Origin of the sequence: Micromonospora sp. NPDC051300, from assembly GCF_044455315.1 — a bacterium.
In the GTDB taxonomy this organism is placed as follows: domain Bacteria; phylum Actinomycetota; class Actinomycetes; order Mycobacteriales; family Micromonosporaceae; genus Micromonospora; species Micromonospora robiginosa.
In genome coordinates this window covers 1-24,146 of record NZ_JBITEP010000007.1, presented here as the reverse complement: position 1 = coordinate 24,146, position 24,146 = coordinate 1, and the positions used below count along the sequence as shown (strand labels likewise).

Below are 24,146 nucleotides of genomic sequence, written 5' to 3'. Positions count from 1 at the left end.
TGGGTCACCGGGATTCGGCGTCGTCCATGGCGCGGTAGATGCGCTGCTCGGAGACCGGATAGGGGGTGCCGAGGGCCTGGGCGAAGACGTTCACCCGCAGCTCCTCGATCATCCAGCGGATCTGCCGGGCCGCCGGGGTCGCGCGCCGGGCCGGGGGCAGCGCGGCCAGCATGTCCCGGTATTCCTTCTGCACCACCGCGATGCGGTCCTGCTGCTGCTTGTCGCGTTGCGGGTTGCCGGGCAGCCGGTCCAGCCGGCGCTCGATCGCGGTCAGGTAGCGCAGCAGGTCGGGCAGGCGGGCATAGCCGGCCTCGGTGACGAAGCCGGCGTGCACCAGGCCGCCGAGCTGGGCGCGCACGTCGGCCAGCGCGGCCACCACGGCCAGGTTCCGGGTCGCGCCGAGCCGCTGCTCCACCGCGTACCCGGCGGCCAGCACCTGCCGGACCCGGTTCATCACCTCGACCACGGTGTCGACCAGGTCGGCGCGGACCCGCTCGCGCAGCGCCGCGAACCCGTCGGCGTCCCAGGCCGGGCCGCCCGCGTCCATGATCAGCTTGTCGATGGCGGCGCCGGTGGCGTCCTCGATCAGCGCCGGCACCCCGCCGTGCGGGTTGCGCGACAGGGCCAGCTTCGCCTCGTTGCTGAGCCGGCCCTGGAGGAACTTCGCCGGCGACGGCAGGGTCAGGCGGAGCAGCCGGCGGGTGCCCGCCCAGTGCGCGGCCTCCTGCTCGGCGGCCGAGTCGAACACCTTCACCCCGACGGTCGTGCCCTCGTCCACGAGCGCCGGGTACGCGGTCACCGCGAACCCGGCGCGGACCTGCTCGATGGTGCGCGGCACGGTGCCGATCGACCACGCGGTCAGCCCGCTGCGGGCGACGTCCGGCGCGGCGGCGGCGACGACCTGGCGTACCTCCTGGCGCAGTTCGCGTTGCAGCGCCGGCAGGTCCTTGCCCTCGGCGACCGGCTTGTCGTCGTCGCCGAGCACCCGGAAGGTGACCCGCAGGTGCGGTGGCAGCCTGGCCGGCTCCCAGGCGTCCGGGGGCACGGTCACGCCTGTCATCCGGCGTAGCTGCCGGGTCAGCGCGGCGAGCAGCGGCTCCTCGCCCGGCGTGATCGCGGCCAGCGCGGCGCGGGCGTAGTCCGGCACCGGGACGAAGTTGCGCCGGAGGGGTTTGGGCAGCGAGCGGATCAGCGCGATCACCAGCTCCTCGCGCAGTCCCGGCACCTGCCAGTCGAAGCTCTCCGCCGGCACCTGGTTGAGCAGCGGCAGCGGGATGTCCACGGTGACGCCGTCGGTGGGCGCGGTCGGGTCGAACGTGTAGGTCAGCGGCAGCGTGACGCCGTCGGCCTGCCACTCGTCCGGGTAGTCCTCCTCGTCCACCCCGCCCCGGCCGGCGTTGACCAGCAGCTCCCGGGTGAAGGTGAGCAGGTCGGGCCGGTCCCGCCGGGTCTTCTTCCACCACGTGTCGAAGTGCCGGCCGGACACCACGTCGGCGGGGATCCGCTCGTCGTAGAAGGCGAAGATGGTCTCGTCGTCGACCAGGATGTCGCGCCGGCGGGCCCGGTTCTCCAGCTCCTCGACCTCGGTCAGCAGCTTCTGGTTGTCCCGCCAGAACTGGTGGTGGGTCTGCCAGTCGCCCTCGACCAGGGCGTGCCGGATGAACAGCTCCCGGCTCAGCGTCGGGTCGATCCGCCCGAAGTTCACCTTGCGGGAGGTGACGAGCGGGATGCCGTAGAGCGTGACCTTCTCGTAGGCCATCACCGCGGCCTGCTTCTTCTCCCAGTGCGGCTCGCTGTAGCTGCGCTTGACCAGGTGCTGGGCCAGCGGCTCCACCCACTCCGGCTCGACCCGCCCGGCGACCCGGCCGAACAGGCGCGACGTCTCCACCAGCTCGGCGGCCATCACCCAGCGCGGCGGCTTCCGGAACAGCGCCGAGCCGGGGAAGATCACGAACTTCGCACCGCGCGCGCCCAGGTATTCGTGCTTCTGCGCGTCCTTGAGCCCCAGGTGCGACAGCAGGCCGGGCAGCAGCGACTGGTGCACCTTCGGGGTGTCGATCTCCTCGGGCAGGTCGGCGCCGGCGCCGCGCCGGCCGTCGCCCTTGTCGGCGGTACGCAACACCTGGCGCACCTGGCTGACGATGTCCTGCCACTCGCGTACCCGAAGGTAGTTGAGGTGTTCGGCCTTGCACATCCGGCGGAACGCGCTGGAGGACAGCTCGCGCTGCTTCTCCCGCAGGTGCCGCCAGAGGTTGAGGAACGCGACGAAGTCCGACTCCTTGTCGGCGAACCGGGCGTGCGCCTGGTCGGCCTGCGCCTGGCGGTCGGCCGGGCGCTCGCGCGGGTCCTGGATGGAGAGCGCGGCGGCGATCACCACCACCTCGGTGGCGCAGCCGTTGCGTTCGCCCTCGATCACCATCCGAGCCAGCCGCGGGTCGACCGGGAGCTGGGCCAGCCGCCGGCCCAGCGGGGTGAGCCGCTTCGCCGGATCGGTCTCGGTCGGGTCGAGCGCGCCCAGCTCGTGCAGCAGGTTGACGCCGTCGGTGACGTTGCGCCGGTCCGGCGGGTCGATGAACGGGAACGCCGCGACGTCGCCCAGCCCGATCGCGGTCATCTGGAGGATGACCGAGGCCAGGTTGGTGCGCAGGATCTCCGGGTCGGTGAACTCCGGCCGCGAGTCGAAGTCCGCCTCGTCGTAGAGGCGGACGCAGATGCCGTCCGAGGTGCGCCCGCAGCGGCCCTTGCGCTGGTTGGCGCTGGCCTGGGAGACCGGTTCGATAGGCAGCCGCTGCACCTTGAGCCGGCTGGAGTAGCGGGAGATCCGGGCGGTGCCCGGGTCCACCACGTACTTGATGCCCGGCACGGTCAGCGACGTCTCCGCGACGTTCGTGGCGAGCACCACCCGGCGGTTGCTGTGTGCGGCGAAGACCCGGTGCTGCTCGGCGCTGGAGAGCCGGGCGTAGAGCGGCAGGATCTCGGTGCCGAGCAGGGACCGCTTGGACTGCACCAGCTTGCCCAGCGCGTCGGCGGTGTCCCGGATCTCCCGCTCGCCGCTGAGGAAGACCAGGATGTCGCCGGGTCCCTCGGCGGCCAGCTCCTCGACCGCGTCGCCGATGGCCTGGATCTGGTCGCGGACGTTCTCCTCGTCGGCCTCGTCCTCCTCCTCGGCCTCGGTGACCTCGACCAGCGGCCGGTAGCGGACCTCGACCGGGTAGGTGCGCCCGGAGACCTCGACCACCGGCGCCGGGTTGCCCTCGGCGTCGGCGAAGTGCCTGGCGAACCGGTCGGTCTCGATGGTCGCCGAGGTGATGACCACCTTGAGGTCGGGCCGGCGGGGCAGGAGCTGCCGCAGGTAGCCGAGGATGAAGTCGATGTTGAGGCTGCGCTCGTGCGCCTCGTCGATGATCAGCGTGTCGTACTGCCGGAGCATCCGGTCGGTCTGCAGCTCGGCCAGCAGGATGCCGTCGGTCATCAGCTTGACCAGGCTGGTGTCGCCGACCTGGTCGGCGAAGCGCACCTTGTAGCCGACCACGTCGCCCAGCTCGGTGCCGAGTTCCTCGGCGATCCGGTCGGCGACGGTGCGGGCGGCCAGCCGGCGGGGCTGGGTGTGCCCGATCAGGCCGGTGACGCCGCGCCCCAGCTCCAGGCAGATCTTGGGAAGCTGGGTGGTCTTGCCGGAGCCGGTCTCGCCGGCCACGATCACCACCTGGTGGTCGCGGATCGCGGCGGCGATGTCGTCCTTGCGCTCGCTGACCGGGAGCTGCGCCGGGTAGGTGACCGCCGGCACCGCGGCCCGCCGGGCGGCCAGCCGCGCCTCGGCGCGGGTGATCTCGGTCGCGATCTCGGCGAGCGCCGACTCCCGCCGCTGCGGGTCCCGCAGCTTCCGTACGCCGTCGAGCCGCCGCTGGAGGCGGCGCTGGTCGCGGAACATCAGGGCGGCGAGGCGGCGGTGCAGGTCGCGGGCGGTGGCGGCAGCGGCGGGTACGGCTGGATTCTGCATGTCGTCGCCAAGGATAGGCAGCCGCGCGGCGGACCGCCCCCGGGTTACCGCCCGCTGGCGTGCCGTCCGGGGCCGGGGCGTCCGGCGCGGATAAAGTTGCCGCCGACGAGGTCGACGAGGGACGGGGATGATCATGCGGGACACCGACCGGGCGCTCGTGCAGGCCGCGACCGCCGTCGCCAAGCTCCGCTGCCGCAGCGACAACCACACCGTCGCCGCGGCCGTGCGCAGCACCGACGGGCGGGTGTTCAGCGGGGTGAACGTCTACCACTTCACCGGCGGCCCGTGTGCCGAGGTGGTGGCGCTCGGCGCGGCCGCCACCCAGGGCGCGGGGGAGCTGGAGGCGATCGTCGCGGTGGGGGACCGGGGCCGGGGGGTCATCCCGCCGTGCGGGCGCTGCCGGCAGGTGCTGCTGGACTACTTCCCGTCGATCCGGGTGATCGTCGGGCCGCCGGACGGGTTGCGCGCGGTGCCGGTGTCCGACCTGCTCCCGGAGACCTACGTCTGGTCGGACCACCAGGTGGAGGTGCCGGCCGGCCCGCGTACCGGGGTGTGGCCGCAGCCGGTGGTGCCGGGCAGCCGTCTGTCGGCGGAGGACTGACGTCGCCGGCCTTGCGGCCGCTTTCCAACGTTGTAATACTCGGGTCCCGTCCTCAGGAGGCCCGATGACTCCCTATGCCATGCCGGACGACGACATCCCGGTCGAGGCGCTCGGCGACCTCTACCGCGACGGCATCACCGCCTGCCGCGGCGCCTTCGACCCGGACTGGGTCGCCCGCGTCGGCGAGGACGTCGACGCCGCCTTCGCCGAGGCCCGGTCCCGCCCCGACGGCGCGGTCGGCCGGGGCCCCGAGCGGTGGTACGTCGAGATCCACCCGGAGCAGTTGCGCGGCTTCGTCGACCTGGTCACCCACCCGTGGGTGGTGTCGGTGTGCCGGGCCGTGCTCGGCCCGGACTACGAGATCGTCGAACTGGGCTTCGACATCCCGTTCCCCGGCGCGGCCATGCAGCCCTGGCACCGCGACTTCCCGATGCCCGAGGAGACCCGGCTGCGGCGCCGGCTCACCTCGCTGGCGTTCAACCTCACCACGGTCGACACGGTCGAGGAGATGGGCCCGTTCGAGATCGCCCCGGGCACCCAGTGGGACGACGGGCGCGACTTCGACCACGAGATGTTCCCGCCGAAGGGCCGTTACCCGCGCTACCAGGACCGCGCGGTGCGCAAGTACCCGAAGCGCGGCGACATCTCGGCCCGCTCGGCGCTGACCGTGCACCGGGGCACCCCCAACGTCGGCGACCAGGCCCGACCGGTGCTGGTGCTCGGCGTGGACGCGCCCGGCGCGGGCAACGCCGCCCACCACGACCTGGCGGTCACCCGGCCCTATCGGGACGCGCTGCCGGAGCTGGTCCGCGACCACCTGCGATGCCCGGTGGTGGACACGCTCGTCCCGATCCGGCAGAAGCACACCATCGAGGGACTGGTGATGGGCGCGGAGTGAACCGCCGCGTCACCCGCCGGCCGGTCGGGCGCGCAACGCCCGGATCGCCCAGTCCAGCACCGGCGCGAGGCTCTCGGCCGGTGGCCACCCGTTCACCACGCCGAGCAGGTGCTCGTACCGCTCCCGGCGGGGGTCGTGCGCGGCCTCCAGCCGGTCGAGCAGGCGCCGCCGCAGTCCGGCGTCGTCCGGGCGGCCGCACAGCCCGGCGTAGCGGGCCGTGGCCCGGGCCAGGACCGGATCGGCGTGGGGCGAGACCGGGTCCACGCCGGCGGCCAGCGCCGGGGCCACCTCCGCCCGGACCACGGCGACCGCGTCCCGGCGTACGCCCGCGACGCCCGCCCGGTCGGCCTCGTGCTGCTCGGCGAGCCGGCGCAGGCCGGCTCGGAAACCCGGGTCCAGGGACAGCTCGGCCAGCTCCACCCATGCCTCGACCTGCCTGTCGTCGGCGTCGTCGGGCAGGTCCGGGGTGAGCGACCGGCGGATGCCGGCGAACCCGCCGTCGGTCAGGCCGGTGAAGGCCGCGTCGAGGAACTCGTCGACCAGCCGCCGGCGCTCCCGCTTGGCCAGCCCGGCCAGCCGGCGCAGCAGCCCAGCTCGCGCAGCGTGCGCACCAGGTCGACCCGGGCCACCGCCGCCGGGGCCCAGCGGCGGTGGCCGCTCGGGCCCCGGTCGGTGGGCGGCACGATCCCCCGGTCGGCCCAGAACCGGATGGTCTTCACCGACACGCCGGTCCGCCGGGCCAACTCGCCGATCTCGTAACGCTCGCCACCGTCCATGCCGCCCACCCTCGCGCCTCCCCCCGGTGGAGGCGCAAGCCCATCGACACTTCCGAGTTAGGCGTGCCTTACCTGGTCAGTTAAGGTAAGGCGAACCTAATCGGAAGGCGAACACCCCCGTGACCACCGTCGCCGTCCGGCCCGCCCGGGCCGACGCCCCCGCCCGCCGCGGCGCCCCCCGCCGCGTGGCGGTCACCTTGGCGGCGGCGCTCCTGCTCGTGCTCGCGCTGCTGGCCAGCCTGGCGCTCGGCAGCCGCCACCTCCCGGTCGACGAGGTCTGGCGCGCCCTGGTGGCCCCGGACGCCGGCGACGCCACCACGGTGGTCCGCGAGCTGCGGGTGCCGCGTACCGCCCTCGGGCTGGTCGTCGGTCTCGCGCTGGCGCTGGCCGGGGTGCTGTTCCAGGCGGTCACCCGCAACCCGCTGGCCGAGCCGCGCATCCTCGGCGTCAGCGCCGGCGCGTCCTTCGGCGTGGTGCTGGCCATCGCCGTGTTCGGCGTCAGCACGCTCGCCGGGTACGTCTGGTTCGGCATCGCCGGGGCGCTCTTCGCCGGGCTGGTGGCGTTCGCGGTGGCCAACCGCACCCGCGAGGGCGCCAGCCCGGTCACCCTCGCGCTGGTCGGCGCCGCCCTCGACGCCGGTCTCGGCGCGATCGTGTACGCGCTGCTCAGCATCGACGCCCGCACCTTCGAGGAGTACCGCTTCTGGGTGGTCGGCGGCCTCACCGGCCGGGACGTCGGCGTGGCCGGGCAGGTGCTCCCGTTCGTGCTGGCCGGGGTGCTGCTGGCCGCGCTCGCCGCCCGGGGCCTGGACGCGCTCGCCCTCGGCGACGACGTGGCCCGCGGGTTGGGGCACCGGGTCGCCCTGGTCCGGCTGGCCGCCGGTGGCGGGGGCGTGCTGCTCACCGGCGCCGCGGTGGCCGCCGCCGGCCCGATCGCGTTCGTGGGGTTGGCCGTGCCGCACCTGGCCCGGGCGCTCGTCGGCGCGGACCACAGGTGGACGCTGCTGGTCGCCGCGCTGCTCGGTCCCGCGCTGGTGCTCGCCGCCGACGTGGCCGGCCGCCTGGTCGCCCCGCCCGGCGAGATCCCCGCCGGCATCGTCACCGCCCTGCTGGGCGCCCCCCTGCTCGCCGTCCTGGTCCGCCGAGCCAAGGTCGTCACCGCATGACCACCCCCCGCCCCCGCCCCGCTTCCCGCGATCTTGCAGTTTCTGCCCCGGCAAAGCGGACAAGTGGCGCGTCGGAGGGGCCGCAAGTGCAAGATCGCGCAGGACGGGGCGGGGCGCTCGCCGGGAAGGCGCTGCTGCGGGTGGGGGCGGTGGCGGTGCCGTTTCGGTGGCGGGCGGTGGTGGTCGCCGTGGTGCTGCTGGTGCTTCTGCTCGCGGCGGTGGTGGTCAGCCTGTCGTTGGGGACGCCGTACGTGGCGCCGGGCGACGTGCTGCGGTCGCTCTCCGGGGCGGGCACGCCGTACGACCTCGTGGTGCGTGACCTGCGGCTGCCCCGCGCGGTGCTGGCGGCGCTGGCCGGCGCGGCCTTCGGCGTGGCCGGCACGCTGATCCAGAGCGTGGCCCGCAACCCCCTGGCCAGCCCCGACGTCATCGGCGTCACCCAGGGCGCCGGGCTGGCCGCCACCATCGCGCTGACCAGCGGCGCCGCCGCGGTGCTGGTGGCGCCGGCCGCGCTGCTCGGCGGCCTGGCCGCGGCCGTGCTGGTGTTCGCGCTCGGCGCCCGGCACCGCCTGGCCGCCCAGCGGTTCGTGCTGGCCGGCGTCGCGGTGGCGTTCGCGTTCCGGGCGCTGATCGAGGTGGTCATGCTGACCGCCGACCCGATCGACGGGCTGCGCGCCCAGCTCTGGCTGATCGGCACGCTCGCCGGCAAGGGGTGGACCGAGGCGGCCTGGATCGCCGGCACGCTCGCCGTGCTGCTGCCGGTGCTGCTCTGGGCCGGCTGGGCGCTGCGCGCCACCGCCCTGGACGACGACACCGCCCGGGGGATCGGGCTGCGGCCGGTGGCCCGCCGGATCGGGCTGGCCGGCACCGGCGTGCTCGCCGCCGCCGCGGTCACCGCCCAGGTCGGCGCCGTGGACTTCGTGGCGCTCGTCGCCCCGCAGGTGGCCCGCCGGCTGGTCCGCGCCGAGCGCCCGCCGATGCTCTGCGCCGCGCTGCTGGGCGCGCTGCTCCTGGTGCTCGCCGACCTGGCCGGCCGCCGGCTGTTCGCGCCCACCCAACTGCCGGCCGGGGTGCTGACCGCGGCCATCGGCGGCCCCTATCTGATCTTCGTGCTGCTGCGCACCCGAGGGAGGCGGTCGTGACCGCGCTGCTGTCCACCCGCGACCTGGTCGTCGGCTACGAGGGGCGGACCGTGCTGGACGGGTTGGAACTCGACCTGCCGGCCGACGCGTTCACCGTGATCGTCGGCCCCAACGCGTGCGGCAAGTCGACGCTGCTGCGCACCATGGCCCGGCTGCTCACCCCGCGCCGCGGCGCGGTGCTGCTCGACGGCGCGCAGATCCGCGACCTGCCCACCCGGGACGTGGCCCGGCGGCTGGGCGTACTGCCGCAGAGCCCGCTGGTGCCCGAGGGGATCACCGTGGCCGACCTGGTCGGACGCGGCCGGCAGCCCTACCAGAGGTGGTGGCGGCAGTGGTCGGCCGAGGACGGCCGGGCGGTCGACGAGGCGATGCGGCTGGCCGACGTGACCGGGCTCGCCGGCCGCGCGGTGGACACGCTCTCCGGCGGCCAGCGCCAGCGGGTGTGGATCGCCATGACCCTCGCCCAGGACACCGACGCGCTGCTGCTCGACGAGCCCACCACCTTTCTCGACCTGGCCCACCAGGTGGAGGTGCTGGACCTGCTGCACCGGCTGCGCGCCGAGCGGGGCCGGACCGTGGTGGCCGTGCTGCACGACCTCAACCAGGCCGCCCGGTACGCCGACCACCTGGTCGCCATGCGCGACGGTGCGGTGGTCGCGGCCGGCCCGCCCCGCGAGATCCTCACCGCAGACCTGGTCCGCGACGTCTTCGGGCTCGACTGCGTGGTCGTGCCCTGCCCGGTCACCGGGGCCCCGCTGGTGGTCCCCGCCCGCACCCAGACCTCGGCCGCTCCGGCCGGCACGCCGGCCCCGGTCGGCGCCCCCGTCGGCGACGCCTGAGCGCGCCGGCTGACACCCGCACCACGGAAAGGAACCTGATGCGTCGCCTCGCCGCCGTACTCACCACCGCCCTCGCCCTCGGCGTCGGGCTCACCGCCTGCGGGGAGAGCGACCCGGTCGCCGACGCCGGCGCCGGGCAGACCCGGGAGATCACCCACGCCATGGGCGCCACCAAGGTGCCCGCCGAGCCGAAGCGCGTGGTGGTGCTCGACACCGACAAGATCGACACCGCGTTGTCGCTGGGCGTCACCCCGGTCGGCGCGGCCACCGCCGGCGAGGCGAAGAGCTGGCCCACCTACTTCGGCGCGGACAAGCTCGCCGGCATCACGGAGGTCGGCGTGCTCACCGAGCCGGACCTGGAGGCGATCAACGCGCTCAAGCCGGACCTGATCCTCGGCAGCAAGTTCCGCCAGGAGAAGTTCTACGACGAGCTGTCCGCCATCGCGCCCACGGTGTTCACCGAGAAGGTCGGCGTCACCTGGAAGGAGAACTTCCTCCTCGACGGCGCGGCCCTCGGCAAGGAGCAGCAGGCCAAGGATCTGCTGGCCGCGTACGAGAAGCGGGCCAAGGACTTCGGCGCGAAGCTCGGCAACGCGGACGCCCGGAAGATCTCCATCGTGCGCTTCATCCCGGGCAACATCCGGGTGTACGGCCCGGACTCGTTCTCCGGCATCGTGGTCGGCGACACCGGGCTGGGCCGCCCGGAGCGGCAGCGCCTGGAGGGCAAGGAGGACAAGCGCTTCGACCTGGTCAGCGCCGAGCGGGTCAACGAGGTCGACGGCGACGTGGTGTTCGTGACCGCGTACGGCGAGAAGGCCGCCGGCGAACAGGCGAAGGTCACCGCCGGCAGCCTCTGGCAGGGCCTGTCCGCGGTCAAGGCGGGCAAGGCGCACGTGGTCTCCGACGAGGTGTGGATGACCGGCATCGGCGTCGGCGCCGCCAACAAGATCCTCGACGACCTGGCGAAGTACCTGGCCGCCTGAGCCGTCGCGCCGTCCCCGCGCCCGTCCGGTCCCCGCGACCGGGCGGGCGCGGCCGTGCTCAGCCGAGCAGTTGCCGGAGCAGGAACGCGTTGAGCGCCACCACGAGCCCGGTGACCGCCACCGCGGCGGCGGTGGTGGCCCGGCGGTTGACCAGGCCGCCCATCAGGTCCCGGCGGCGGGTGAAGGCGACCACCGGGACCAGCGCGAACGGGATGCCGAAGCTGAGCACCACCTGGGACAGCACCAGCGCCCGGGTCGGGTCGACGCCGACCGCGAGCACGGCCAGCGCCGGCAGCAGCGTGACCGTCCGGCGCACCACGAGCGGGATCCGGCGGCGCAGGAAGCCCTGCATGATGATCTCCCCGGCGTACGTGCCGACGCTCGTCGACGCGAGGCCGGACAGGAGCAGCGCGACGGCGAAGCCGACCGCCGCCACCGTGCCGAGCGTGCCGGCGAGCCCGGCGTGCACCCCCTCCAACGTGTCGGTGCCGGGGATCCCGCTGCCGTGGAAGCTGGACGCGGCCACCAGCAGCATGGCCAGGTTGACCGCCCCGGCGATGCCGAGCGCGATCAGCACGTCGACCCGCAACCCCTTCGCCACCACCCGCCGTTCCGCCTCTCCGCTGGTGGGCACGCGGTTCGGGGTGAGCGCCGAGTGCACGTAGATCACGTGCGGCATAACCGTCGCGCCGAGGATGCCGGCGGCGAGCAGCATGCTGTCGGCGCCCGCCGTCCGGGGGAGCAGCCCGCCGGCGGCGGCGGACAGGTCCGGGCGGGCGGTGAGCAGGTTGACCGCGAACGCCAGCACGATCACCCCGAGCAGCACCGTGATGGCGATCTCGAACGTCCGGAAGCCGCGGGCGCGCAGCGCCAGCACCGCGAACGCGGCGGCGCCCACGATCAGACCGCCGGGCAGCAGCGGTACGCCGAGCAGCAGGTGCAACGCGACCGCCCCGCCGATCACCTCGGCCAGGTCGGTGGCCATCGCGACCAGTTCGGCCTGCGCCCACATGAGGCGGTTGAGCGGTCGGGGCAGGTGCTCGCGGCACAGCTCGGGCAGGCTGCGCCCGGTGGCCAGGCCGAGCTTGGCGGTGAGGGTCTGCACCAGCATGGCGGCCAGGTTCGCGGCCACCACGACCCAGACCAGCAGGTAGCCGTAGCGCGCGCCGGCGGTCGAGTTGGTGGCGAAGTTGCCCGGGTCGACGTAGGCGACCGCGGCCACGAACGCCGGCCCGAGCAGGATGAGCCGACCGCGTACCGGGCCGCGGGCGGCGGGCAGCGCGGGCGCGACGGGCAGGTCGTTCGTGACCACTGGTGCTCCTCGGCGGACCTGGTCAGGCGGGCTCGTGCCGGCGCGCCGGTCGGACCGCGGGGGCCGGGTCACGGTCCAGCCCGTCGGCGAGCGGGATCAGCGCGGTGAGCGCCGCCAGCGCCAGGACCGCGGGCGGAGCCAGGCCGACGCTCCACGCGGCGACGGTGAGCAGGGCGAACGCGGTGAGCTTGGCGCGGTTGCGGGCGGACATGGCAGCGGTCTTCCCGACACCGGCTCACATACACCGCTCGAAAGGAGGAACCGGACGCCGGGTACGGCCGAACGGCCGCCCCCGGTATCGGGGACGGCCGTCCGGGTCGGGTCGGTCAGGCGGCGGTGGACCAGATGGCGCGGAACGCGGCGGCCTCGCCGGCCAGCCACTGCTCGATCTGCTCGGGCTTGGCGTCGGCGGGCATCCGGTGCGCCTCGCCGCGTCGGACGTCGACAAGCACCGGCTCGGCGTGCGGCAGCACGGCGTCCATGTGGCGGGCCATCAGGTGCAGCGTGGCCAGGGTGGCCTCCTCGCTCGGCGGCGCCTCGTCGAAGTGCAGCCGGATCGCCTCGGCCCGACCGTCGGCGTAGCGCACGCCGAACTGCGGGTTGATCTTCACGGGCAGGTCGCCCAGCATCGCCAGCGCGTCGCGGGCCTGCGCCAGGTCGACGCCGGCCGGCTCGCCGAGCGAGTGCAGCCAGCGGGTCGCGCCGGGCACCAGCGCCTCGTAGAGCGGGCGCCAGCGCGGCTTGACCACGTCGACCACCTGGGCCAGGTGGGTGCCACCGGTGTGGAACGCGACGTCGGCCTTGAGTGCCTTGACGAACTGACCGTGCGGGTTGAAGCCGTGCCGGCTCGCCCGCTGCCGGCGGAGGCCGCCGACGAACGTGGCCTTGGTCGGGCCGGTGCGGTCCACGTAGCGGGTGAAGCCGAGCAGGGTGGCGTAGGGGGTGACAGGGGCGGCGGAGGTGGGCGCAGTCACGAGCATCCTCCCAGGTCAACAGCTCGTTTAGTACATACATTCTAATCGACGGGTCTGACATCGCCCAGGGTCTCGGCAGACCCGGACGTGCGGATGGCGCACGTTCCCGACGCTGTCGTCCAGCCGACGGCACCGGGCCCGGCCCGCGCCTACGCTGAGCGCCGTCACCCCCGGTTGACCTGGCCGGACGACGTCGAGGAGCACCCCCATGAAGCCTCCGCACCGCAGGTTCCGGACCCGGTTCTGGGTCGAGGTCGTCACCGCGTCGTTCTCCGGCGCGCTGTTCCTGCTGACCCTGGTCTGGAAGGACTGGCTGGAGGCGTTCGGCATCGAGCCCGACAACCACGACGGCACGGTCGAGTGGCTGCTCGTCGCCGGCCTGCTGGTGCTCACCGCCGTCTGCGCCGTCTCCGCGCGGGTGGAGTGGCGCCGGACGGCGTCGGCGCGGTGAGGTCGACATGACCACGATCGACGACGTCAGCCCCACCCGCGCCAACACGCCGCAGCGCAAGTCGGGGCAGTTCACCACCGGCCGGATGCTTTCACTCGACAGCTCCGACGACGGCCGGCTGGTCTTCGCCGGGTCCTTCTCCGGCGACCTCTGGGCCTCAGAGGACGGTGGCGAGTCGTGGGCGCAGACCACGCGACCGCAGCCGGCCGCCGGGCAGTTCGGCGTGCCGGGCGCGATCGGCGGCTACTGCGTCACCTCGATCGCCGTCGCGCCGGACGTGGCGCGCTGGTCGGTCGCGCGCACCCCCCGCCTGCTCGGTCGGATCTCCGCGGCCCCCGGCGCCGGCATCGTCGGGTTCGGCGAGACCGGCGTGTGGACGGCGACGAGCGGATCCGACGGTACGTTCGCCGCGCCCCGGCTGCTCTCCGCCGACTTCGGGGCGCAGGCCGGTGGTTGGCGGGTGGACCGGCATCCCCGGTTCCTGGCGGACGTGACGGGTGACGGTCGGGCGGACATCGTCGGGTTCGGTGACGACGGGGTGTGGGTGGCGTTGAACAACGGTGACGGCACGTTCGCGCCGCCGCGGTTCGTGCTGGCGGATCTGGGCTACCACTAGGGCTGGCGGGTGGAGAAGCACCCCCGGTTCCTCGCCGACCTGACCGGCGACGGGAAGGCCGACATGGTGGCGTTCGGCGAGCCGGCGTCTACACCGCCCGCAGCCAGGGCGACGGCAGCTTCGCGTTCACCCCGGTCCCCGCGTTGACCGACTTCGGCCACGCTGCCGGGGACTGGCGGGTCGAGCGGCACCCGCGCCTGGTCGCGGACGTGACGAGCGCCGGGCACGCCGACCTGGTCGGCTTCGGCGAGGCCGGCGTCCTCGTCGCGGTCAACAAGGGCGACGGCACGTTCGCGCCCCGCCCGCTCTTCGTCATCCCCGGCTTCGGCGCCGGCCCGAGCGGCCCGTTCACCCAGCAGGGGCCGTTCCTGCCGGACCCGACCGTCGGCGTCGTGCAGGCCGCCGGCGGCACGACCGCACGGTGTTCCACGTCGGCGGCGACTCCGCCCTGCGGCTGTGGAAGTGGACCGAGGGGATGCCCACCTGGTAGCAGCTCGTCCCCGGCGGCGGCGCCGGGCAGGCCCGCCGGTTCTTCGTCGACCCCTATCGGCCGAGCCTGCTCTATCTGCTCGACCGCGACCACGTGCGGCGCTCCGACGACGGTGGCCTCACCTGGCAGGTCGACGTCGCGCTGGAGCAGATGCTCACCTGCGACGGCCGGATCGAGGTCGGCCGGGGCGAGGACGCCGACGGCCAGGGCGACCACTACGGCGGCATCCTCAACGACATGCAGTTCGATCCGACCGACCCGGGCCGGCGCTTCGCCGTCGGCCTGGCCGGCGCGTTCACGACCGCCGACGGTACGACGTGGACGCGCCTGCTCGACACCGGCGCGCTCCGGGGCCGGCCGGCGAACTGCTACCACGACCCGATCTCGAACCCGGCCGACCCGGCACTGTACGTGTCGTTCGCCGGCCGGAGCATCGTGCGGATCACCGGGTTCGCGCCGACCGGCGCCGGACCGACACCGGCCGTCCCGGCCCGGTTCTCCGACGCGCCGCCGGAGCCGCGCCGGACATGGGTGCGCACCGGGGACGGGCAGGCCGGCGTCGCGCAGGCCCGGCCGGACGGTCGCGCCTCGGTGACCTTCGACGACGGCCGGTCCGCCATCGTGGACGCCGACGACCTGGTTCCGCCCGACGGCACCGCGTGAGGACCCGCCGCCGGTGTCACCGAATTGACCGAACGGTGGAGGGATGGCCGGACCAGGAGGGACAACCGCATTTCTGATCTTGAATTAGAGTGCGATCTTCCAATCCTCTCCTCCGGAGCAACCATGAGATCCCTCACGGCCCGCTGGCCCCGCCTCGCCGCCGGCGCGGCACTGCTGGCGACGACCGCGCTCTTCGCCCCGTCGGCCCCGGCGCACGCCGCCGACGAGCTGCCCGACCTGTCCGTCTCCTTCGACCGCGATCCCGTCGCGGAGATCGACAACAGCGGCACCACGATCGGCATGTACGTGTACAACTACGGCCAGGCTGACGCGACGGGGGTGACCGTCACGCTCGACCTGAGCAAGCTCTCGTCCGACGTCGTCCCCTCGGTGTCCGACTGGGACGACGCCTGCAAGCTCGCCGGGAAGAAGGTCACCTGCACCGTCGGCCGGCTGGCCGCCGGCCAGGTCGACACCGTCTACCCCCTCTCGCTGGCCAGCCGCACGGGAGCCACCCCCGGTGACGCCGGTTCGGTAAGCGTGACCATCGCCGGTGCCCAGGACGACGCCAACCCCGGCGACGACACCACCACGTTCCCGGTCACGATCGTCGCGTCCGGCCCCGACCTGGTGGCCGCCGCCGACGACCTCAACGACAAGGCTCACCCGGTCGGCGAGGGAGACCGCGTCCCGTTGCGCAGCGGCGTCCTCAACGAGGGTGACAGCCCGGCGACCGACTTCACGGTCCGGATCGACCTGCCCACCGGCGCGACCTTCGTCGAGCGCTACAGCGACTGCACCTACGTCAACTACTACCCGAAGAACGTGGGGCTGCCCTACGTCTACGGCCCGAGCCAGGTGACCTGCACGGTGCCGCTGACCCTCAAGCCGGGCGAGGGCCTGCTGCTCTTCGACGAGGAAACCGGCACGTCGCTGTTCAACATCACCTTCGGCCGCAACCTGGCCGGCCCGGACGAGAACTGGGCGTCCTTCAGCACCGCCCTGGCCGGTGAGGCGCAGGTGGCGAAGAAGGCCACGTCGACCAAGGGCTCCGGCCCGTCGTTCGCCGCCGCCGCCGGGAAGCTGCACGCCAAGGCGGTTCGCGCGGGCCTGGCCAAGCGCGCCGTCGTGGAGCGCGAGCTCGACGAGTCGGACAACTACGCCGACTTCCACTTCTGGAGCAAGAAGAACACCCTCGACGTCGCCGTCACCGCGCCGCCCGTCAAGGGCGCCGTCGGGCAGACCGTCGAGCTCGGCTACGAGGTGGTCAACAACGGTCCCTCCGACGGTGGTGGGCCCGGCGTGATCATCACCGCGCCGAGCGGCACGGTGCTGCTGCCCAACGAGTGGTGCTACACCGAGGGCCAGCCCGGCACCACGCTGCCGGAGTCGGCGAAGCTGCGTTGCAACTTCGAGAGCGAGTTCCCGAGCGTCGCCTCGGGCTACGGCCGGATCAAGGCCAGCGTCCGAGTGAAGATCAAGTCGACGCCGGGGACCGACGGCACCATCGTGGTCAACGGCGCGACGTCCTCCACCGAGACGAAGCCGGAGAACAACACCGCCCGCATCGTCATCACCACCGATGACGGTGACGGTGGCGCAGGCGGCGGCGACGGCGGTTCCGGCGGTGGCCTGCCGGTCACCGGCGCGCCGGCCGCCGCCCTGGCCGGGGGCGGCGCGGCAGTGCTCGCGGTCGGCGCGGTGCTGTTCGTCGTGTTCCGGCGCCGTCGCGTGGCGTTCCAGGCCCCGCGCGACTGACCCGACCGCGTGACACCGCGGGGGCGGGACCGGACCGGTCCCGCCCCCGCGGCGTAGGCGGATCAGGTCAGAGCTGGCCGACGTCGGTGACCCGGACGACCGCCGCGCCCACCTCGTCCGACGCGGCCAGGTCCACCTCGGCGCTGATGCCCCAGTCGTGGTCGCCGTCCGGGTCGTCCAGGATCTGGCGTACGGTCCACCGCTCCCGCCCCTGCTCGATCATCAGCAGCGCCGGCCCGCGCGCGTCCGGCCCCACCCCGATCGAGTCGTACGCCTCGAAGTACGGCTCCAGCGCGTCCGCCCACGCGTCGGCGTTCCAGCCGTCACCGGAGTCCAGCTCGCCGAGCAGGTCCCAGCGGCGCAGCGCGGCCAGCTCGACCCGGCGGAACAGCGCGTTGCGCACCAGCACCCGGAACGCCCGCGCGTTGCGGGTGACCGCCGGCGGCCGGTCGTCGAGCGAGGCGGCGACCTCGGCCACGTCGGACGGGTTGCGCAGCCGCTCCCACTCGTCGATGAGGCTGGAGTCGACCTGGCGCACCAGCTCGCCCAGCCACTCGATGAGGTCGACCAGCTCCTCGGTCTTGGCGTCCTCCGGCACGGTCTGCCGCAGCGTCTTGTACGCGTCCGCGAGGTAGCGCAGCACCAGGCCCTCGGACCGGGACAGCCCGTAGAACTGCACGTACTCCGGGAACGTCATGGCCCGCTCGTACATGTCCCGGACCACGGACTTCGGGGCCAGCTCGTGGTCGGCGACCCACGGGTGGCCCTGCCGGTACATCTCGTACGCGCCGGTGAGCAGCTCGGCGAGCGGCTTCGGCCAGGTCACCTCGTCGAGCAGTTCCAGGCGCGCCTCGTACTCGATGCCCTCGGCCTTCATCGCGGCGACCGCCTCGCCACGGGCCTTGAACTGCTGCGCGGACAGGATCTGCCGGGGGTTGTCCAGGATCGCCTCGATCACGCTGAGCACGTCGAGCGCGTACGACGGTGACTCCCGGTCGAGCAGCTCGATGGTGGCCAGCGCGAGCGGCGACAGCGGCTGGTTGAGCGCGAAGTCGAGCTGGAGGTCGACGGTGAGGCGCACCCGGCGGCCGGTCTCGTCCGGCTCGGGCAGCTCCTCGACCACGCCGCCGGCGCGCAGCGCCCGGTAGATGGCGACGGCCCGGCGGATGTGCCGGCGCTGGGCGGCCGGGTCCTCGTGGTTGTCGGTGAGCAGGTGCCGCATCGAGACGAACGCGTCGCCGGGGCGGCCGATCACGTTGAGCAGCATCGAGTGGCTGACCTGGAAGCTGGACGTGAGCGGCTCCGGCTCCGCCTCGACCAGGCGTTGGAACGTCGGCTCGCCCCAGCCGATGGAGCCCTCCGGCGGCTTCTTCTTCACCACCTTGCGGCGCTTCTTCGGGTCGTCGCCGGCCTTGGCGAGCGCCTTCTCGTTCTCGATCACGTGCTCGGGGGCCTGCACGACGACCCGCCCGATGGTGTCGAAGCCGGCTCGACCGGCGCGGCCGGCGATCTGGTGGAACTCGCGGGCCTTGAGCAGCCGGGTCCGCACCCCGTCGTACTTCGAGAGGCCGGTGAAGAGCACGGTGCGGATCGGCACGTTGATGCCGACGCCGAGCGTGTCGGTGCCGCAGATGACCTTGAGCAGGCCGGCCTGGGCGAGCGTCTCCACCAGGCGGCGGTACTTCGGGAGCATGCCGGCGTGGTGCACGCCGATGCCGTGCCGGACCAGCCGGGACAGCGTCTTGCCGAAGCCGGACGTGAACCGGAAGTTGCCGATCGCCTGGGCGATCATGTGCTTCTCCGCGCGGGTGCACACGTTCACGCTCATCAGCGCCTGCGCCCGCTCCAGTGCGGCGGCCTGGGTGAAGTGCACCACGTAGACCGGGGCCTGCTTCGTCTCCAGCAGCTCTTCGAGCGTCTCGTGCAGCGGCGTGGTCGCGTACGAGAAGATCAGCGGGACCGGCCGCTCGGCCGAGCGGACGACGGCGGTCGGCCGCCCGGTGCGCCGGGTCAGGTCGTCGACGAAGCGGGTGGTGTCGCCGAGCGTGGCGGACATCAGCACGAACTGGGCCTGCGGCAGCTCGATGATCGGCACCTGCCAGGCCCAGCCGCGGTCCGGCTCGGCGTAGAAGTGGAACTCGTCCATGATCACCTGGCCGACGTCGGCCCGGCGGCCCTCCCGCAGCGCCAGGTTGGCCAGGATCTCGGCGGTGCAGCAGATGATCGGGGCGTCCGCGTTGACGCTGGCGTCACCGGTGAGCATGCCGACGTTCTCCGCGCCGAAGACCTCGCAGAGCGCGAAGAACTTCTCCGACACCAGCGCCTTGATCGGCGCGGTGTAGAAGCTGGTCCGGTCGTCGGCCAGCGCCGCGAAGTGGGCCGCGATCGCCACCAGGCTCTTGCCCGAGCCGGTCGGCGTATTCATGATCACGTTCGCGCCGGAGACGATCTCGATGACCGCCTCCTCCTGGTGCGGATAGAGGTCGAGACCGCGCTCGGACGCCCAGGAGGCGAACGCGTCGTAGAGGGTGTCGGGGTCGGCGGTCTTCGGCAGCGCGGCGGTGAGAGTCATGGCGGCTCCCATCGTGCCTGGATCACACCACGCCGCGCCAACCGGGTTCAGCGCCGCCGGTGGATCAGGTCGAAGACCTCCCGGCCCGCGGTGACCGCGCGCCGCTCGAACTTGGTCACCGGCCGGTGCGCCGGCCGCGGCGCGTAGCCGCCGTGCACGTCGACCAGCTCCGGGTCGGCGGTCAGCGTCACCCGCATCGACTCGGCGTACTCGGCCCAGTCGGTGGCGCAGTGCAGCGTGCCGCCGGGCGCCAGCCGGGAGCGCAGCAACGCCACGTGCGCCGGCTGGATGATCCGCCGCTTATGGTGCCGGGTCTTCGGCCAGGGGTCGGGGAAGTAGACGTGCACCGCGTCCAGGCAGCCCTCCGGCATGGCCCGGACCAGGTCCAGGGCGTCGCCCTCGGCGACCCGCACGTTGTCCAGCCGGTGCCGTTCCACCAGCTCCAGCAGGTTGGCGATTCCCGGCGTGTGCACCTCGACCGCCAGATAGTGTCGGCTCGGGTCGGCCGCCGCCATGGCGGCGGTGGCGTCGCCCATGCCGGAGCCGATCTCCAGCACCAGCGGCGCCCGCCGTCCGAACAGCGCCGCCGGATCGCACGGCCCGTCGAGGGCGGCGATCTCCAGGCCGTACGCGGGCCAGAGCCGGGTCAGCGCGTCGCGCTGCCGGTCGCTCATCCGCCCGCGACGCGGATGGAAGGTGCGGATGCGGGCGGCGGGAACGTCGGTGGTGGTCACAGCGACCCGAGCCTACGCGACAGCCGCGCCGATCGGATGTGAGGTGCGGCCGGGGGTGAGAGGATTCATCCCGTACGCCGGGAGGGGTCATGGGGTCAGTCAGGGGACGTGCGGCGCTGCTGGCCGCGGTGGCCGCGTGTGCCGCCCCGCTGCTCGGCGCGGCGGCCGTGCAGGCCGCGCCGCGCGCCGCCGAGCCGGTGCCCGGCCAGCCGCCCGCCGACGTGATCTTCGTGGAGGTCACCCCGAGCACGGTGGAGCCGGGCTATCTGGTCGGCATCCGGGCCAGTTGCCGCGACAACTCGGTGCCGGCGATCGTGGTCTCCGACGCCTTCGGCCGGATCCAGGTGCAGCCGCAACGGGGACTGCTCACCGCCTCGCCCATGGTCAACGAGCGCACCCGGCCCGGCAACTACCGGGTCAAGCTGGAATGCCCGAGCGGTGAGACCGCGTCCACCATGCTCCAGGTGGTCAAGCAGGGGCAGCACACCCGGCCGCCGAGCCACTTCCCGAGCCGGGGTCCGGCCACCGGCTTCGGCGGCACCGCCGGGCCCGGCCTCGGCGGCCTGCTGGTGCCGGTCGGGCTGGCGTTGACAGTGGTCGGCGCCGGGCTGGGCGTGGCCGCGTCCCGCCGCAACTCCGGCGCCGCCCGGCACTGAGGCACGCCATGGCCGACTACTCCGCCCCGCCGCCGGCCGGCTCCCGGCGCTCCGGCTGGCCCTTCCTCGCGCTGCCCCCGGCCGCCTCCCCACCCTCCAGATCTCGGCCGGCCGTCTCTCCGCCTTCCGGCGCGCCGCCGCCCGCCGGGTCCGGGACGTCCACCGGCTCCACGCCGGGGAATCCGTCGCCGGCCGGCCCACCGCTCGCCGACGAGCCGTCCGCCGGCTCGGCTCCGTGGCTCCCGCCTGCCGACTCGCGGTCGGCGCACGCCCCGCCGGCCGGCTCGCGGCCCTGGTTGCCGCCGCCGGCCGCGTCCCGTCCCTGGCAACCGTCACCGGCGGGTCCGCCGGCCGTCCGGGCCCGGCCCGCCGGCCCGCCGCCCGCCGGTCCACCGGGGCCGCCCCCGGCTGGGCCGCCGGTACGGGACCGGCGGCGGGGCCCCTGGTCGAAACCGATGGCCGTGGTGCTGGTGCTGCTCGGCGTGTTCGCCGTCGGGGCCGGACTCGGCCGTACCGCCGGGCCGTTCGACTTCGCCGACGCGTCGGCCGGGTCGAGCGCGGTGGCGCCCCCGCCGGCCTCGTCCGCCGCCTCGGCCCGGAAGCCGGCCAGCCCGCCGGTCCGCCTCTCGGTGCCGGCCATCAAGGTGGCCGCGCCGGTCACCCCGGTCGGTCAGGCACGGGACGGCTCGGTGGACGTGCCGCCGCTGACCGAGACCGACCAGACCGGCTGGTACAACCGGGGCGCGGTGCCGGGGGAGCCCGGCCGGGCGATCATCGTCGGTCACGTCGACACGAAGAGCGGTCCGGCCGTGTTCTACCGGCTGCGCGACCTCAAGCCGGGCGCGCGCATCCAGGTGACCCGGGCGGATCGCAGCGTGGTGACGTTCAAGGTCGACAGCGTCGAGTACTTCGACAAGGCGAACCTGCCCGCCGCCCGGGTCTACGGCGACTCCGGTCCGGCGGAGCTGCGGCTGATCACCTGCGGCGGCACGTGGCTGGGCGGCCGCACCGGCTACGAGGACAACGTCATCGTCTTCGCCTCCGTCACCACGCGCTGACTTCGGAGGCGGGGCCGGCCGAGGCGCCTACCACGCGCCGACCCTGCCCCTGGAGCCCGGTCGACCACACGAAGTTGACGGTGGACAAGGGAGGCGAACTGGCGGGGCTGGGTGCCGTCGGTGGCGTGTGCGGCGCGGGAGGAGCCCTGCGCCCACGCCTGGTACGCATCCTCCAACTCCCGCCAGCACCGTAGTGCAACGGCAACGGCCCTGAGCTGCGGTTGATGCGATAGGCCCTGCTCGACCATCTCTTGCATGGCCTTCAGCCGGACGCCCGAGGTGTTCAAGGCAAAAGAAGCCCGCTCCAGGTCGTCTCGCACGGGGGAAGGAGACGGGCCCAGGGCGGGCGGCTCAGGTGGCGCGAGTTGGTGTCGACGTGGCGCGGGGCCGGATGCCATGCTGGCGGTATGAGCGAGCTAAACCGGGACGAGCTGCTTGCCCTTCTGCGCGTTGTAATGCCGATTCAGGCTGAGGTAATGCTGAGCCGGCTCGGTGACAAGGCGGTGCGCAAGATGGCCGACGCCTTCGGGGACTTCGATGAGCTGGCCTCGGTCGAGCCGGAAGCCGCTCGTGTGATTCAGGGCCTTGAACGGCTCAACCACCGCTTGCGGCTGGCGCTGGGGGAGTCAGTGCTACCGGACGATGCCCGGCCACTGACGTGACCGAGCACCGAACCTTGCCGGATGTGCGGCTTACCGCTGGCGGAGTCCTCCGCCGCCGCCCGTCGCGGACAGGGTCAGGCAGTCGTAGTCCGAGGCGGTCACCTTCGCCGTGTTGCCGTTGGACGAGACGTAGTAGTACGCGAAGCCGATCGTGTCGACGCAGATCCGAACGGTGCTGGTGGCGGGCCAGCGCGCGGCGTACGTGGGACCGGTCCGCTCACAACTGCTGATCGCGCCCGTCGCGCCCGTGCACGAGTTGCTGCCGGTCTTGACGATCGTCCCGGAGCTGTTGCGGATCTTCCACTCCAAGTTGAGCTGCCGGTACGCCTGGTTGCTCGTGGCCCAACCGTTCATCAGGCCCTTGGTGTAGACGTTGGCGTCGCAGATCTTCACGCCGCTCTGGACTGCGCACGAGGGTGTGCCCTGGTAGATCGTGCCGTCCACGTTCCCGGCGGGGGGCGCGGGCCAGGTGGAGAACGGCGACGGCTTCACGGCGGCCGACGCGGAGCCGCCCATCAGTGACAGGGCCGCGACGCAGACGGCCATCCCGGTGACGGCGGCGCGCATCAGTCGCGCGAACGTGCGGGGTTTGCTTTGGGGGTGCATGGAAAGCCCTTCTGTGCTCTCGCTGCGTGTGAGGGAATCTTTGTGCGCGTTGCGTGCTGGTAGGGCCTGGGAGCCTGCGCGCGAGGCCGAGGCAGGCGGCCCGCGCTCCCTCGGCAAAATCGGCCGCGCCATCAGGGCCGGCCTACGATCGAACGCCCGAACGGGCCCCACCCCACAAAGCGCTCGAACATCTCGCTCGGGCTCTGACCGTCGTGCGGGTTCAGGTGGTAGAGGTCCCGCATCGCCTCATACATGAGGCCGGCGAGGTAGATCGTCAGACCGGGCATGTTGGTCTCGTAGTCGACCCGCAGCAGAAGCCGGGCGTGCGGGCACGGCCACGGCTGGCCGCAGGCACGGCAGGCCCACGATGGGCGCAACGGTGTGTGCGGCGGCTCCGTACTGGTGTGGTAGCCCGGGTGCTTGGCTTCAGGGCCCGGCGTCGGGAACGGCAGAATCGACGTGATCACCGATGGCCCCCGTTCGCGCGAAACGTCTGAGCCGGCGTGAGGTTGCCCGCACGGCCCGGGTTGATGGTCGGGAAAACATCGGTCGGGGCAGTGGCCCACGCCGGGCGCTGCGGTGCCGGACGCGGGCCGGGCTTCGGCGAATCGGGGTCACAGCGCCAGAACCGGAGTCGCACGGCTGGCCTCCTTCGGTCGGTGAGAAAGCGGAGCCGCCCCGCCCCTTCCCGAGACGGCTCCGCTCGGTTCCGCCCCCGGCTCGTGCTCCGCAAGCGGTTCCGTTAGTGACACTCTGGTGTGGAGGCCGTTACCCTCGGAAGGCCCTTCGTGCAGGTGGGCGGGGCCGGGCGGCCAAGTCGCCGACCTGTAGAGGCGTGAATAGTTGATCTCAAGGTTTGGGGACCGTTGATGGCTGACTTGCCGCACCCGCTCGCGCTGTTCATCGTCAGCGAGATCCGCCGTGCCCGAGGGGCCTCCGGGATGACGCAAGAGGCGTTCGGGCGGGTTGCAGGCTTCAGCGCATCGCACGTCAGCGCGATAGAGGGCAGCACACGGGCGCTCACCATGGGCTTCATCAAGGGGTCCGACAGGGCGCTCAGCACCGGCGGCATGTTTGAGCGCCTGGTGGAGAAGCTAGTGCCGCATCAGGCAACGTTCGCCCTGTCGACTACCTCGCGTAGGCGTTCGTCGGAGGCGTTCTTGTTCCGCCAGATGATGTAGCGGCGGAT

Annotated in this window: 23 protein-coding genes and 1 pseudogene; 14 read left to right on the top strand and 10 right to left on the bottom strand. The window is 73.3% G+C overall.

The window, feature by feature from the left end:
• Window positions 1–4: 4 nt before the first annotated feature.
• Window positions 5–4,000 (bottom strand): ATP-dependent RNA helicase HrpA, encoded by a 3,996-nt coding sequence (gene hrpA / locus ACIA5A_RS10005; protein WP_396758892.1) that lies wholly within the window; start codon window positions 3,998–4,000, stop codon window positions 5–7.
• A 133-nt stretch (window positions 4,001–4,133) separates the two neighbouring features.
• On the opposite strand from hrpA, the gene ACIA5A_RS10000 reads away from it, so the two are divergent.
• Both ACIA5A_RS10000 and ACIA5A_RS09995 read left to right on the top strand, forming a co-directional pair.
• Entirely contained in the window at window positions 4,134–4,601 is a 468-nt protein-coding gene (locus ACIA5A_RS10000) for a cytidine deaminase family protein (protein WP_396758889.1), read from the top strand.
• A gap of 64 nt (window positions 4,602–4,665) precedes the next feature.
• On the top strand, window positions 4,666–5,499 hold the full coding sequence (locus ACIA5A_RS09995) for a phytanoyl-CoA dioxygenase family protein (protein ID WP_396758886.1): 834 nt from the start codon (window positions 4,666–4,668) through the stop codon (window positions 5,497–5,499).
• Window positions 5,500–5,508: 9 nt separating this feature from the next.
• Here ACIA5A_RS09995 and ACIA5A_RS09990 read toward each other — a convergent pair whose 3' ends face one another.
• Window positions 5,509–5,919 (bottom strand): hypothetical protein, encoded by a 411-nt coding sequence (locus tag ACIA5A_RS09990; protein ID WP_396758883.1) that lies wholly within the window; start codon window positions 5,917–5,919, stop codon window positions 5,509–5,511.
• 83 nt (window positions 5,920–6,002) lie between these two features.
• Window positions 6,003–6,275 (bottom strand): MerR family DNA-binding transcriptional regulator, encoded by a 273-nt coding sequence (locus ACIA5A_RS09985; RefSeq protein WP_396758880.1) that lies wholly within the window; start codon window positions 6,273–6,275, stop codon window positions 6,003–6,005.
• A gap of 119 nt (window positions 6,276–6,394) precedes the next feature.
• On the opposite strand from ACIA5A_RS09985, the gene ACIA5A_RS09980 reads away from it, so the two are divergent.
• The 4 genes from ACIA5A_RS09980 to ACIA5A_RS09965 all read left to right on the top strand — a co-directional run bounded on the left by ACIA5A_RS09980 (window position 6,395) and on the right by ACIA5A_RS09965 (window position 10,405).
• A complete protein-coding gene (locus ACIA5A_RS09980) occupies window positions 6,395–7,441 on the top strand; it encodes a FecCD family ABC transporter permease (protein WP_396758877.1) in 1,047 nt (348 codons plus the stop codon).
• A gap of 86 nt (window positions 7,442–7,527) precedes the next feature.
• Complete coding sequence (locus ACIA5A_RS09975) at window positions 7,528–8,583, top strand: FecCD family ABC transporter permease (protein WP_396758874.1); 1,056 nt, start codon at window positions 7,528–7,530, stop codon at window positions 8,581–8,583.
• Entirely contained in the window at window positions 8,580–9,422 is an 843-nt protein-coding gene (locus tag ACIA5A_RS09970) for an ABC transporter ATP-binding protein (RefSeq protein WP_396758871.1), read from the top strand. The genes ACIA5A_RS09975 and ACIA5A_RS09970 overlap by 4 nt, the downstream gene beginning before the upstream one ends.
• 38 nt (window positions 9,423–9,460) lie before the next feature.
• Entirely contained in the window at window positions 9,461–10,405 is a 945-nt protein-coding gene (locus ACIA5A_RS09965) for an ABC transporter substrate-binding protein (protein WP_396758869.1), read from the top strand.
• Between the two features lie 58 nt (window positions 10,406–10,463).
• On the opposite strand, the gene ACIA5A_RS09960 is transcribed toward ACIA5A_RS09965, so the two are convergent.
• The 3 genes from ACIA5A_RS09960 to ACIA5A_RS09950 all read right to left on the bottom strand — a co-directional run bounded on the left by ACIA5A_RS09960 (window position 10,464) and on the right by ACIA5A_RS09950 (window position 12,691).
• Entirely contained in the window at window positions 10,464–11,717 is a 1,254-nt protein-coding gene (locus ACIA5A_RS09960) for an Nramp family divalent metal transporter (RefSeq protein ID WP_396758866.1), read from the bottom strand.
• Window positions 11,718–11,739: 22 nt separating this feature from the next.
• Entirely contained in the window at window positions 11,740–11,928 is a 189-nt protein-coding gene (locus tag ACIA5A_RS09955; RefSeq protein WP_396758863.1) for a hypothetical protein, read from the bottom strand.
• A 115-nt stretch (window positions 11,929–12,043) separates the two neighbouring features.
• On the bottom strand, window positions 12,044–12,691 hold the full coding sequence (locus ACIA5A_RS09950; RefSeq protein ID WP_396758860.1) for a hypothetical protein: 648 nt from the start codon (window positions 12,689–12,691) through the stop codon (window positions 12,044–12,046).
• Window positions 12,692–12,899: 208 nt separating this feature from the next.
• Here ACIA5A_RS09950 and ACIA5A_RS09945 point away from each other — a divergent pair, with 208 nt between their 5' ends.
• The 4 genes from ACIA5A_RS09945 (at window position 12,900) to ACIA5A_RS09930 (ending at window position 16,669) form a co-directional block, all read left to right on the top strand.
• The gene (locus ACIA5A_RS09945) at window positions 12,900–13,142 is read left to right on the top strand and encodes an ABC transporter permease (RefSeq protein WP_396758857.1); all 243 of its coding nucleotides are present in this window, start codon (window positions 12,900–12,902) and stop codon (window positions 13,140–13,142) included.
• Window positions 13,143–13,149: 7 nt separating this feature from the next.
• Window positions 13,150–13,758 (top strand): FG-GAP repeat domain-containing protein, encoded by a 609-nt coding sequence (locus ACIA5A_RS09940; RefSeq protein ID WP_396758854.1) that lies wholly within the window; start codon window positions 13,150–13,152, stop codon window positions 13,756–13,758.
• Between the two features lie 583 nt (window positions 13,759–14,341).
• Window positions 14,342–14,911 (top strand): hypothetical protein, encoded by a 570-nt coding sequence (locus ACIA5A_RS09935; protein ID WP_396758851.1) that lies wholly within the window; start codon window positions 14,342–14,344, stop codon window positions 14,909–14,911.
• Window positions 14,912–15,034: 123 nt separating this feature from the next.
• Entirely contained in the window at window positions 15,035–16,669 is a 1,635-nt protein-coding gene (locus ACIA5A_RS09930; protein ID WP_396758848.1) for a peptidase, read from the top strand.
• 67 nt (window positions 16,670–16,736) lie between these two features.
• On the opposite strand, the gene ACIA5A_RS09925 is transcribed toward ACIA5A_RS09930, so the two are convergent.
• A complete protein-coding gene (locus ACIA5A_RS09925) occupies window positions 16,737–19,241 on the bottom strand; it encodes a DEAD/DEAH box helicase (RefSeq protein WP_396758845.1) in 2,505 nt (834 codons plus the stop codon).
• Between the two features lie 47 nt (window positions 19,242–19,288).
• The gene (gene trmB, locus ACIA5A_RS09920) at window positions 19,289–19,975 is read right to left on the bottom strand and encodes a tRNA (guanosine(46)-N7)-methyltransferase TrmB (RefSeq protein WP_396758842.1); all 687 of its coding nucleotides are present in this window, start codon (window positions 19,973–19,975) and stop codon (window positions 19,289–19,291) included.
• Between the two features lie 89 nt (window positions 19,976–20,064).
• On the opposite strand from trmB, the gene ACIA5A_RS09915 reads away from it, so the two are divergent.
• The 3 genes from ACIA5A_RS09915 (at window position 20,065) to ACIA5A_RS09905 (ending at window position 22,351) form a co-directional block, all read left to right on the top strand.
• Window positions 20,065–20,631 carry a hypothetical protein gene (locus tag ACIA5A_RS09915; protein WP_396758839.1) on the top strand — a complete coding sequence of 189 codons (567 nt, stop codon included), beginning with the start codon at window positions 20,065–20,067 and terminating at the stop codon, window positions 20,629–20,631.
• A 455-nt stretch (window positions 20,632–21,086) separates the two neighbouring features.
• Window positions 21,087–21,689: a class F sortase gene (locus ACIA5A_RS09910; protein ID WP_396758836.1), complete on the top strand. Its 603-nt coding sequence runs from the start codon at window positions 21,087–21,089 to the stop codon at window positions 21,687–21,689.
• Between the two features lie 407 nt (window positions 21,690–22,096).
• On the top strand, window positions 22,097–22,351 hold the full coding sequence (locus ACIA5A_RS09905; protein WP_396758833.1) for a hypothetical protein: 255 nt from the start codon (window positions 22,097–22,099) through the stop codon (window positions 22,349–22,351).
• A 30-nt stretch (window positions 22,352–22,381) separates the two neighbouring features.
• On the opposite strand, the gene ACIA5A_RS09900 is transcribed toward ACIA5A_RS09905, so the two are convergent.
• Both ACIA5A_RS09900 and ACIA5A_RS09895 read right to left on the bottom strand, forming a co-directional pair.
• Window positions 22,382–22,957 carry a hypothetical protein gene (locus ACIA5A_RS09900; RefSeq protein ID WP_396758831.1) on the bottom strand — a complete coding sequence of 192 codons (576 nt, stop codon included), beginning with the start codon at window positions 22,955–22,957 and terminating at the stop codon, window positions 22,382–22,384.
• 131 nt (window positions 22,958–23,088) lie between these two features.
• Entirely contained in the window at window positions 23,089–23,421 is a 333-nt protein-coding gene (locus tag ACIA5A_RS09895; RefSeq protein ID WP_396759507.1) for a hypothetical protein, read from the bottom strand.
• 405 nt (window positions 23,422–23,826) lie between these two features.
• Here ACIA5A_RS09895 and ACIA5A_RS09890 point away from each other — a divergent pair.
• Window positions 23,827–24,054, top strand: a pseudogene (locus ACIA5A_RS09890) (helix-turn-helix domain-containing protein); the annotation flags it as partial.
• Window positions 24,055–24,146: the final 92 nt, after the last annotated feature.